Annotated in this window: 9 protein-coding genes; 2 read left to right on the top strand and 7 right to left on the bottom strand. The window is 55.8% G+C overall.

Features of this window, described 5'->3' with window-relative positions:
* The first annotated feature begins 20 nt into the window (after nt 1-20).
* The gene (locus ACR0I7_RS12345; RefSeq protein WP_480511424.1) at nt 21-1592 is read left to right on the top strand and encodes a carbamoyltransferase C-terminal domain-containing protein; all 1572 of its coding nucleotides are present in this window, start codon (nt 21-23) and stop codon (nt 1590-1592) included.
* A 35-nt stretch (nt 1593-1627) separates the two neighbouring features.
* Here ACR0I7_RS12345 and ACR0I7_RS12340 read toward each other — a convergent pair whose 3' ends face one another.
* Nucleotides 1628-2788 carry a glycosyltransferase family 4 protein gene (locus ACR0I7_RS12340; protein ID WP_480511422.1) on the bottom strand — a complete coding sequence of 387 codons (1161 nt, stop codon included), beginning with the start codon at nt 2786-2788 and terminating at the stop codon, nt 1628-1630.
* A gap of 57 nt (nt 2789-2845) precedes the next feature.
* Nucleotides 2846-4114, bottom strand: coding sequence for a lipopolysaccharide biosynthesis protein (locus tag ACR0I7_RS12335; RefSeq protein ID WP_480511420.1), 1269 nt, complete (start codon nt 4112-4114; stop codon nt 2846-2848).
* A 392-nt stretch (nt 4115-4506) separates the two neighbouring features.
* On the opposite strand from ACR0I7_RS12335, the gene ACR0I7_RS12330 reads away from it, so the two are divergent.
* Nucleotides 4507-5448 carry a sulfotransferase gene (locus tag ACR0I7_RS12330; RefSeq protein WP_480511418.1) on the top strand — a complete coding sequence of 314 codons (942 nt, stop codon included), beginning with the start codon at nt 4507-4509 and terminating at the stop codon, nt 5446-5448.
* Between the two features lie 269 nt (nt 5449-5717).
* Here the strand turns inward: ACR0I7_RS12330 and ACR0I7_RS12325 are convergent, their stop codons facing one another.
* The 5 genes from ACR0I7_RS12325 to ACR0I7_RS12305 all read right to left on the bottom strand — a co-directional run bounded on the left by ACR0I7_RS12325 (nt 5718) and on the right by ACR0I7_RS12305 (nt 11460).
* Nucleotides 5718-6872, bottom strand: coding sequence for a glycosyltransferase family 4 protein (locus ACR0I7_RS12325; protein ID WP_480511416.1), 1155 nt, complete (start codon nt 6870-6872; stop codon nt 5718-5720).
* 90 nt (nt 6873-6962) lie between these two features.
* The gene (locus tag ACR0I7_RS12320; RefSeq protein ID WP_480511414.1) at nt 6963-8057 is read right to left on the bottom strand and encodes a glycosyltransferase; all 1095 of its coding nucleotides are present in this window, start codon (nt 8055-8057) and stop codon (nt 6963-6965) included.
* Between the two features lie 5 nt (nt 8058-8062).
* The gene (locus ACR0I7_RS12315) at nt 8063-9070 is read right to left on the bottom strand and encodes a glycosyltransferase family 2 protein (protein WP_480511412.1); all 1008 of its coding nucleotides are present in this window, start codon (nt 9068-9070) and stop codon (nt 8063-8065) included.
* Complete coding sequence (locus ACR0I7_RS12310) at nt 9067-10029, bottom strand: NAD-dependent epimerase/dehydratase family protein (RefSeq protein WP_480511410.1); 963 nt, start codon at nt 10027-10029, stop codon at nt 9067-9069. The genes ACR0I7_RS12315 and ACR0I7_RS12310 overlap by 4 nt, the downstream gene beginning before the upstream one ends.
* A gap of 216 nt (nt 10030-10245) precedes the next feature.
* A complete protein-coding gene (locus tag ACR0I7_RS12305; protein WP_480511408.1) occupies nt 10246-11460 on the bottom strand; it encodes a DegT/DnrJ/EryC1/StrS family aminotransferase in 1215 nt (404 codons plus the stop codon).
* Between the last annotated feature and the right edge of the window lie 2 nt (nt 11461-11462).

Genomic DNA, 11462 nt, shown 5'->3' with positions numbered 1-11462 from the left:
TGTTTAATGAGGTTCGGGACATGAAGATTCTGTCGTTTAAATCAGGCCATGACGGCACGGTTGCAGGCGTCGACAGCACGGATGGAAGTCTGCTGTTTTCGTATGAGGCCGAAAAGAACAGCTTTCCAAGATATACCCCAGTTACCCCCGACACGTTCATCGACGCGGGTCTCTGGTTCAAGGATTTGCCGGATGTGTTGGCACTTAGCGGCTGGTCTAGCAGTGGGTTTGATCACGTCACGACCTCTGGTGCCGGGTACTTTGGTGTGGGTCCCGGGTCGGAAAACATCGGCAAGCGCATGTTTTTTGGCAAGACCGTCGACTATTACTCCTCAACGCATGAACGGGCGCATATCTGGTGCAGCTATGCCCTGTCTCCGTTCAAGCAGGGTGAGCCATGTTACGTGTTGCTGTGGGAAGGCGCCCTTGGCGATTTTTATGAGATCGACGCAAATCTTGAGATCCGCCATTTGGGGCAAGTGATGACCGCTCCGGGTACACGTTTTGCGTTTCTTTATGCGCTGGCCGACCCCGAGTTTCCAATTTCCGGTGGTGAGCTGCGCCCCGAAGATCCCGGCCGCCTGATGGCCGCGTGCGCATTTGGCGAAAACGGTCCTGCCGACGAGGATGAGCAGGAGCTGATCGACCAGCTTTTGTCGACCAACATGGCCACCGATCCCTTGCGCAAAAGTTCCTTTGTCAATTCGCCGTTTTTCAATATCGGGACCGACAGTCAGAAGCTGAAGAATATGGCGATCAAGCTTTCTGACGCGATTTTTGACCGGTTCCATCAATTTGCTGAACAGAATCTGAATCAGAGCTATCCGCTGCTGATCGCGGGTGGTTGTGGCCTGAACGGGCACTGGAACACCAGTTGGAAGCAAAGTGGCCTTTTCCGCGAGGTTTTTGTTCCCCCCACCACGGGTGATTCCGGTTGCGCGATTGGTACCGCCGTTGATGCGATGCGGCATTTTACAGGGCGGGCCAAACTGGATTGGTCGGTCTATTCCGGTCAGTCCTTTATCGACGACAAAATGGATGTCGACGGGCTGACCATCACCGAGCTGAACCTCAAAGAGGTTGCGCAGGCGTTGTCAGAGGGCAAAGTTATCGGCTGGACGCGTGGCAATTGTGAGATTGGCCCGCGTGCATTGGGCAATCGCTCTGTTCTGGCCGCCCCGTTTTCGGCCGAGACGCGTGAGCGGTTGAACCGGATCAAGGGTCGGGCCCTCAAAAGCCCGGTGGCCCCCTCGGTTCTGGAAGAGGATGCGCAAAACCACTTTGAGATGGCTGGGCCATCGCCCTACATGCTTGATTTCTACCGTGTCAAAGATGCCAGCCTTGCCGCGGTGACCCATGTGGATGGCTCGGCACGGGTGCAAACCGTTTCCCGCGACCAGAACCTGTACTTCTATGAACTGCTGAAAGAGTTCAAAGGGGTGACCGGAGTTGGCGTGCTATGCAACACGTCGCTGAATTTCAAGAACTCGGGCTTCATCAACAAGACCAGCGATCTAGCCCACTATGCGCGTCAGGTTGGTCTGGACGGGTTTGTTGCGGGCAACACGTTCTATAAAATCGACGCGCTGTGATGGCGGGGTCCAATGATGGACCCCGCATAACGGGCCTAAGACAGCAGTTGATCGTAGATCGCACAAACGCCTTTTACATGGATCGAGAGGCCGAAATTTTCGCTAGCGTGGCGCTGTGAGATTTCCGAAATACGCGCGCGCAGGTCTTTGTCTGAGTGCAATTGCCGGATCGGGTCGACAAAGGCGGCAGGATCGGACGCGTCGACCAGAAAACCGTTTTTGCCTTGGGTGATCGCTTCGATATTGCCACCATGATGCGTGGCAACAACCGGGGTGCCCATATACATGGCCTCGATCAGCGTGCGGCCGAAGGGTTCATCCAAAGCGGTGACCAGATTGGCGTCCATGGCGGCCATATACCCGTCAATAGGCTGCCGGAAACCCATCATATGAATCCGCTCGCTTATACCTGCCTCTGACGCGATCTTCAGGCAGGTTTGCTTTAGCGGTTCATCCCGTTCCGCGACGCTTCCGAACAGAAACCCATGTACCGGCACGTCAGGCATAGCGGCCTGAACGGCCGCAATGACTTTGACAAAGTGATCGGGGCGCTTTCGGGTGACGAAGTTGCCAAAATACCCCAGCAGCAGCGCATCGTCGGGCAGGTTCATTTCCGCGAGAACCGATTTTCTGCTGGCCGCTCGGTCGGGTGGTGTCTTGTCGAAATCAAACGGGCTGCGCACAACTGTGAACCTGCGGTCGACCGACCGCACAGGTTTGCTGGGCTTGGCAAATTCCGACACGCTGATGATGTGGTCCGAAAACAGCGGCGCCAGCTTGTTGATTCCAAAGGCCGTTGGGTCCTGCCGATGATGCCAGATGTGTTTCTTACCCGCCAGCTTGGCGGGCAGTACCCAGTTGGCATGCATCCGCCCCTCATTCGTATGTACGATATCGGGATTGATGCGACGCAGGGTCGAGATCAGGCCGCGCACACTGGACATCAAATAAGCCCCGGCACTGCAATCCCGCGGATAGTTGAGGCCGCCGGGGGACATCAGGCTGGGGGTCTCCAAAACCTCATACTCAAGGCCGAGCGAACGTGCATAATCTGCGGCGGGTCCAGCCTGGTAGTGAACAAGGATGTGTGGCTCATATTTTGACCGGTCCAGCGCTGCGGCCAGCTTCATTGCCGACACATGGCTGCCGCCGATTACGGTGTCACCTTCGAAGGGGAAAAGGATACGTTTGGGCATTTTGATCTCGGGTTATTGGGTAAATGAGTTACTCGGGAAACAGGTTACAAGGGTGGGTCAGGTTGATCGGCCTTTCGCCACATGGGTTCGGATTGCAGTGATGCATCCGAAAGTCCAGATCAGATTGAACAAGACATGCGTCAACGCAATCCCCTCGATCCCCAGCCAGTAGAGCAGCGGCAGGAAGGAGACGGCAAACACGACGGTCGAGACCATCGTTGTTCTGACCAGTGCCCTGTCCAGCCCCATGCTCAGCAAGGCGGGGTTCAGCACCAGTGCCCCAAGATAAAGCACCGCAGCAAACATCAGGATCGTCATGACCGGCGCGGCACCAAGGAATTCAGGCCCAAACAGCACCACGGCGATCACGGGCATTTCCCATGCCAAAGGAATCGCCAGCAAAAGCGAGAACCCGAACATTCCAAAAGAGGTCAGCCGTACCAGCCGCCAGAACTTGTCGTATTTTGCGCCGGCCCACAGCCGCGTCATCTCGGGGTATAGAACCTGCCGGATTGGGCCGCCGATGCGCACCACATTTGTCATGATACGTTTACCAATCTGATAGAATCCGACCGAGGTGACATCCAGCAGCGCGCCCACGACGACGACGTCCAACCTTTGGGTTGCTTGCCTAAGAACCACGTTGAAATTCGAGTTCCAGAGAAAACGTAGAAACCCCGGGTTTTGCGACAGCGCCTTGGTCAGTTTCAGGCCCATAAAGACCTGCAGGCCACGCCTGCGCAGTTCGTTCAGCGCAAGGAAAAAGGCAACAAGACCTGTCAGAATCTGATGCATAAGCATCAGGCCCAAAAACGCCCAGATGCCAAGATCAAGCGCATAGGCGATCAGCGTTCCGACCAGACGCAGACCCGCGATGGCCATGTCAGACATTGCGAGCACGTCGAAACGATCAAAAACACGAAGCACCGCAATCCCAGTTGGCCGTAACGAAAAGAACAAACCAACGGCAACAAGAGAGATGTAAGAGGCCCCGATCCCCTCGGGCAAACCGATCAGCGGGGCGAGCTTTGGTGCCAGCAGAATTGCAACAGCACCGGCAACAATACCCCCCACGAGATCGATGACGACAGACAGCTTTATAAGATGTCTGAACCGTGATGTATCATCCTGTGTCAGAGCTTCGGTTCCGTATTTAATAACCGCCTGCCAAGGCTCAAGCCTGCACAGCCGATCCAGGATCTGAACGTAGGCGTCGACGAGAGCCAGAATGCCAACCGCAGCCGGACCCAACGCCCGAGCAGTTACAATGAGGCTCGCCAACCCAAAAAAGGCGACAAGTATCTGCGACGAGAACAGCCATGACATGTTCTTGGCAAGACGTTTTAACAGAGAGTTGGATTTGGAACCGGACATACTTTTTAACTGAAACCTGCCTGAACGCCTGACATGACATCCTAAGCCCTGACGCTAATGCCGCCAAAGCACTTAGTGCAGTTTGAACCTTTCTTTTTTAATCGTAGTTTTAATGTTTGTGGTTGTGTCTAATTCTAGCATTCTGTTTTCTACAGCAGTGCCGCTGACGAAAGCGCAGAACGGGGACGGAATCCAGTGTTGTTTGAAGGAATAACTTAACTTGCTTGCAGGCTTCTCACTCGTTTATGCACTGCATGAGTTGCGCGGTGTAAAGCCGTATCAATTTCGGCCCCTTCGCCCGCGTCCCGCGCAGTCCAGATGATTTGATCGAAGTTTAACACATTATGAACCGCGCACCCGTACTTTTACACATTGGTTACCATAAAACGGCTACGTCCACGTTGCAGCAGCAGTTATTCGCAGTGCCGGATGCCCCGTTCTGTGTTCCCGACAACGAGCCGAAATACATCTTTTCAAACAAGGTTGTCCTGCCACAGCCTATGACATTTGATGCCGCTGCTACACGGGCTGAATACGAAGATTTCGTAAGAAAAACTCAGGATTTAGGCAAAGTCCCCGTCTTCTCGCATGAGCGGTTTTCGGGTTATCCAGCGTCCGGCGGGTTCGACAGCACGCTGATCGCAGATCGTTTGCATCAGATGTTCCCCGAAGCCTATGTTTTTGTTGTTTTTCGCGAACAGCTCTCGAGCATTTTGTCGATGTACAGTCAGTACATCACCGATGGCGGCCACAAGTCGCTGAAACGGTATCTGACCCAGGTCGAGCCGAGCCTGCGCCGTGTGCCGTCGTTTTCACCAGAGTTCTATCGCTATCATCGGTTGTTCCGATATTATCAGAATCTTTTTGGCAAAGAACGTGTGCTGGGTCTGACTTTTGAACAGCTGTTGGAAGACCCAAAACCTTTCCTGAACCAGCTTTGCAGTTTTGCTGGTGTGACCGATCAAGAGCGTAGAATCAGCCGTGCGAACGCAAAAAGATCAGAGAGTTTTCAGATTCTGCAACGAATCGTCAATCGTACACTATGCAACAATCAGCTTAGTGGTGGTGCATTGTTGCCCATTCCGAATGCGACTCGGAAGTTTGGCAAGCTGAGCGGCCCGGTGAGTTGCCTGGTGCCGCGCGCCTTGGATCAGGCCCTAAAACGGCGATTGGTCAACACCATCAAGGAGCGTTTTGACGGCGCCTTTGCAGAGTCGAATGCGATCCTTCAGGAACTCAGCGGGCTCGATCTGAAACACCACGGATACCAGTTACCGGAAACATAGTGCCCCTCAACGCACCTGCCCGACGGTCGGAAACGAAAATGGCCAGCACCCCATATGCTGGCCATTCTCTGAGTGAGTAGTCAGGCGAAGCGCCTCTACCGGTCGTTAATATGCTTATTCTTTGTGTAATCAATTCAGCAGTATCAGTGTATTAGGGGTTTCCCGTAGATGCTATGATTTTGTAGAGTTTTTTTCACCATGATGTCATCTGGACCGGGAAAGTGTCAGTATCCGCATGTGGTTCCGGACCGAATTCAGCTCAGGAATGCTCAGGCTGTTTCGCCATCTGCCAGCAACCCCATCTTCCGCAACAGAATGGTATTGATGAGGCTGACGTCGAACTCGGCTTCAGCCCGTTGCCGTGCCGCGTGTCCCATGCGCGCGATCAGTTCGGGTTTTTCGACGAACTGAGCCATCGCCTGGCTCAGCGCCTGCGGGTTTCGAATGGGTACAACATAACCGGTCTCTTGGTCGAGAACGGGATCAGCACATCCCGGTGCGTCTGATGTGATCACTGCGCGTCCAGTCGACATCGCCTCAAGTATGGTTCTTGGTATCCCCTCACGATAGGCCGATGGCAGAACAAAGACCGAGCAGTTGGTCAGGTACGGTCTGACATCTTCGGTTTTTCCCAAATATTCGATCACGCCTTCCCGAGACCAGTCGTCGATATCCTGCTGGGTAACGGAATCCGGGTTTGCATCCATCGGCCCCAAAAGCTGGCACCGGATCTCGGGATGCCGCTGCTTCAGCTGACGCGCGGCTTCCACGTAATCAAACACGCCCTTTTCTTTCAGCAGACGTGAAATCATCAGAAAAACCGGCGGACCGTCTGGGGGCTTCGAAAACGCATAGGAGTCGAGGTTTACACCCGATCCGGGGACAATACTCAGCGGTGTATCCGATGTAATCAGCCTTCGGTCCCGGAACTCCTGTTCGTCCGCTTTGTTGTACACCAGAACCTCGTCGACGCCGCGCAGGGCCAGCTTATACAGACTGGATGAGATCGTCCTTACGATATGCCGTTTCAAATTCAGGTTGTGGCTGGAATAGACGTATCCCAGCCCGGTATTCATGGCATATTTGCGTTCAACCCCGGCAAATCTAGCCGCAAGGCAACCATAGATTATGGGCTTCATTGTGTAGGGGAAAACGATATCCGGTTTGAACTCTTTGAATATGCGCGTCAATGTGCGCAGCGTCCGCAGATCATCCATTGGATTCATGCCCGCCCGCGCCAAAGGGAACTGGACGAACCGGACGCCAATTTGCTGCAAGGCGCGTTCGGTGGCTTCGTGCCGCTCTGGCCCGCAGGCGATCACCTCGGCCCGTTTGGACATATCTCTGAGCAGATCGTATCGGAAATTGAGCAGTGACGACGTCAGATTGGCGACCACGGCAATTTTTGGCCTGCGGATCTGCACGGCAGTCTGTGATTCTAGCGCTTGCAGCAAGACCCACCCCTCATATGTTGTCTGGCGGCCCCCGGTGCGCGCAGGTCTTCGTGGTGTCGATCAAAAGGCATGGCTGAGCCGCCCCGTGCAGGTATCATCGATCATGCCATCCCATTGCGTCAGAATGCTGTCAGGTGTCAGCCAGCTTTGGTTCTGCGCATAGGCCCTCCGCATCTTGGTCAGCAATTCTGGCTGCGCACAAAGGCGCGCAACAGCATCGCCAAGCTGCCCCGTATCTTCGGGAGGCACCAGCAGACCATTCTCTTCATGCTGGATCAATTCCTTTGGCCCATAGGGACAATCGAACGAGACAACCGGCAAGCCGGTCACGGTTGCTTCGGCCACCACATTGGGAAACCCTTCGAACCGGGATGGAAAGATCAGCATATCGGCGCCAGACATCCACCCACCCGGAGATGTGCTGGCCCCCGGTAGCGACACGGCATCACCCAGATTGAGCTGCTCTCGCTGCGCTTCAAGCGCGGCCCTTTCCGGGCCCTCGCCATAGATCGTGAGTTTTGCGGCCGGGTTACTCTGCACTATCTGAGGCATGGCATCAAGCAGCAGATCGAAGCCCTTCTGGCGGTCCAGCCTGCCAACCGCAACCAGTTGATCCGTCCCTCTTCCCAATTGCGCGCGAACACCATCCAGCGGGGCACATGGGTTTGGGATAACGCAGGCCTTTCGATGCAGGGAACGCGGTAAGTCCTGACTGGCCCGTTCGGTCTGCATCACGATAGCTTTGGCACGATGCGCCAGCAGGTTCTGCGCATGGCGCCAGATAGGATGTGCGTTCTGCGCTCTGGGGTTGTTGCGCTCGGAAATAATGACCGGCACCCGGCTGTCCAGAGCCGCAGCAAGGGTCAGAACGTTGATTTTGGTCAGGAACGCAATAACCAGATCAGGTTTCACCCTCTTCATGACCTGACGGATGTGTTTCAGACGCGCCCATTGTCCGCTGCCCCCTGCCCCGTCGCGATCTGCGACCAGCAGTTCAACATCGTCAGGGAATGCAAAATAGGACCCGCCTTCCGGCATTGTCATGCCGGCAACCGATACCTTGTCACCCAGCTTTGCCCGGTGCGCGGCCAGGACCGACACGATCTTTTCGGCACCGCCCGCCCCGAAGCCGCCTTGCACGATCAGGATCTTCACTTTGCCTACCTCGAAATCTTCTCGGTCTGCCGCACAGGCGCAGCCGCTGCAGTCTGCAAGGCAGGGGCGTCACTGGGCCGGGCCGGTTGGTTCAACTCGGACTCAACGACGGGGCGGTTCAAATCCTTGGACTGCAGGAATATTCGGCCCACATATTCACCCAGAATGCCAAGGAACATTGCGTTCAGGGTCATCGACAGCAGCAACAGAATGGTTGTGGTTGCGAAACCAGCTGGCCATTCCTGTCCAAAAACCAGCTTGCCGATCAAATAGCCGACCATCAGCAGGAACATACTGAATCCTACCGTGAGGCTGATCATCGACGCTAGGCGCAGGGGCAGCAGCGAATGGTTGATTAATCCGTCGACTGCAAGCGACAGCATCGCCCGCACAGGAAACTTGGATTCCCCGGCCGTGCGCGCCGCGCGGTCATATTCAAAGCCGACTTGCGAAAACCCCATCCCACTGATCAGACCCCGGACATAGGGCGAGCGGTCATCGACACGCCGGAGTTCGTCCAGAATTCGACGGTCGGTCAGGCGGAACTCACCCGCGTTTCGCGGCAGGTGGTCGTTGCTGATCATGTCAATCAATGCGTAAAACGACCGCCGCGCAGCCGCAATCACTGGCCCGTCCGGCAGACTGCGCCGGATACCGTAGACAACGTGATGCCCCTGCCGCCACAAATCAAGCATTTGCGGGATCAGCTCGGGCGGATCCTGCATGTCGCAATCCATCTGAACCGCGCAGGCCCCCGTTGCCTCACGATATGCGGTCAGAACCGAGGCCTGATACCCCATGTTTCTGGCAAACCGGATGACCCTGACGCGCGGATCCGAAGCCGCGATTTCAGACAGGATTTCAAAGGTTTGATCCTCTGAATGATTGTCGGTGAAAATGATCTCGGGCTCATAGCCATCCAACCCGTCGAATACCGCCAGCACCCGGTCATAAGCGGTTCTGACATTGGCCTCTTCGTTGTAGGCGGGGATAAGGATCGATACGACGGTCATGCGTTCTGTCCTGTCAAAGTTTGTGCCGTTATGGCATTGCAAGCCCATTCTACAGTGTCCTTTAGTCCCTCGGACAAAGCGATTTCCGGCACCCAGGGGTAATGGGACTTTATCAAAGTTGGGTCGTTCACCAGATCCATCGCGGGGCCGGTTGGCGCCCCCATCTGCGCCAGATCGGGTGAAGCCCGCGTCAGCTCGATCAGCGCTGCCACAACATCTCTGACTTTGGTTGCGATTCCGGTGCTGATGTTGATCACCGGCCCGGCGGGCTGCGGGTTTTCGGCCAGCAGAAAAAGCGCCCGCACGACATCGCAGACATGAATGAAATCGCGCGCGTCATCCGGTCTGCCGATCTGCACCGGCTGACCCGTCAGCAAACCCTCGACAAGATACGGCACCAGCTGCGCACCACCCTGCCCCGGACCATACGTGAGTGATAGACGCGCCGTCACAGCAGCGAAAGGCAAACGTGGCCGCAACATTTCGAGGTATTTGGTGCCCGCCAGCATCGACGTGCCATAGCTGTCGCGCGGACGTTCGCGCTGCGTCTCCACATAGGGTACAGAGTTGTCCCCATATTCAGCGATCGTCCCCAGACGGATCAGCGTCTTGGGCGGCGCTGCGCTGGTCGCTGCGGCCTTTAACAACCCCAAAAGAGAATGCAGGTTTTCATCGATGCTGAGGGATGGGTCGTCGAATTCATCTGTCGCCGCAATCCGGGTGCGGGCAGCAGCATGAAACACCAGTTCCGGCTGACAACGGTCAAACACCGACCGCAGCCGAGCCACATCCGTCAGCTGGGCACGGATCACCTCGGCATTTGAACCGATACCGGGCAACATATCTGTTGATGAAGAGGGTCGAACCACGGCGGTTACCTGATCACCGCGGCTCAGGCAGGCGCGCACAAGATGCGAGCCAATGAAGCCGGATGCCCCCGTGATCAACACCCGGGTCATGATTCCCTCCCTACGGCGCAACAGAACGGGCCCTGCGCTCCGAGTGTTGCGTTCGGCATGATGCAATTGTCTGAACGTGACGCCATCTCTATCAATTCCAGCCTTAGCCGTTCCAGCTTATCACTTTGTTATGCAAACCGAATGCAAAATGCGGCTTGGGGGGCTGGGCGTAGAACGCCCGCCAGCCCACCCAAAAAAGGAATTACCCCAGTAATATCAGGAGGCCGCGCGCGATAGTCCCGACACATGCGGGCGCAGGAACTCGGTCACTTTCTCGTGCATATAGTCGATTTGCGCCTGATCCAGCCCGTGATGGCACGCCAACAGAATACCACCCCGCATCACGGCATCGGACACCGGATACCCTGCCGGATCGGTGCGGCATTCAACATCTCTCATCGCCGGCTGGCGCAGGATGTTGCCGGTAAAAACCGGACGGGTCTGAATATCGGCTTTCTCAAGGAAAATCTGCATCTCGCGCCGGGTGAAAGGCGCGCCTTCACGCAAGGTCAGCGGAAAGGCTAGCCAGCCCGTGCGCGAATTGGGCAATTGTTCGGGAAGAACAAACCACTCTTCGTATTGAGCAAAGAAAGTGCGATGCGCTGCAAAGGCGTCCTCGCGGACTTTGATGTTGTTGTCGAGCTTGCCCAGCTGCACCAGACCAAAGGCGGCGCTGATTTCGGACGGCTCCAGGTTATAGCCCAATGCCTCGAACAGGAATTTGGCATCATATTCGATGCCGTCCAGCTGGACATTAAAACGGTTTTCGATGGCCTCCGACTCGACAAACAGCGATGAGCTGCGGCCCCAGGATCTCATAAGTAATGCCTTGCGCGCCAATTCGTCGTCGTTGACGCAGAGCATGCCGCCATTGCCAGCGCCGTTGATGACATGGCTGCCATAAAAGCTGGTGGTCGACACGTCCGAGTACTTGCCAGTGCTGACGCCGTCCATGGTCGCCCCCAGCGTGTCGGCGCTGTCTTCGATGACTTTAAGACCGTAGCGGTCTGCCAGCTCTCTGATTTTGCGCCAGTCCGGAAGGTTGCCAATCAGAGACGGGATCATCAGCGCCGATGTATTGGTGGTGATCATCCGTTCGATCAGATCAACATCAATGTTGTACGTGCCTTCGGCCGCGTCCACAAACGCAGGGATCAGGCCCTGTCGGACCAGCGGCGCAACGGTGGTCGCAAAGGTCAGAGCCGGGGTGATCACTTCGCTGCCTTTGGGCAGATCCAGAATTTCAACCGCTAGATAGTTTGCAGATGACCCGGAATTGGTCATGATCCCGTGCGATTTCGCAAACAGGGTCGAAACCTTTTCCTGCATCTCGCGCACTTTTGGACCCATCTGCGTCGAGGTTTTAAGGACTTCGACGACGGCGTCGATCTCTTCCTGACCGTGTACCGTTTGACCGTAATTCACCCGCATAA

The organism is Ruegeria sp. AM1 (assembly GCF_056540745.1).
The sequence above is the reverse complement of the archived record's forward strand: the minus strand, read 5'-3'. Positions and strand labels throughout refer to the sequence as shown.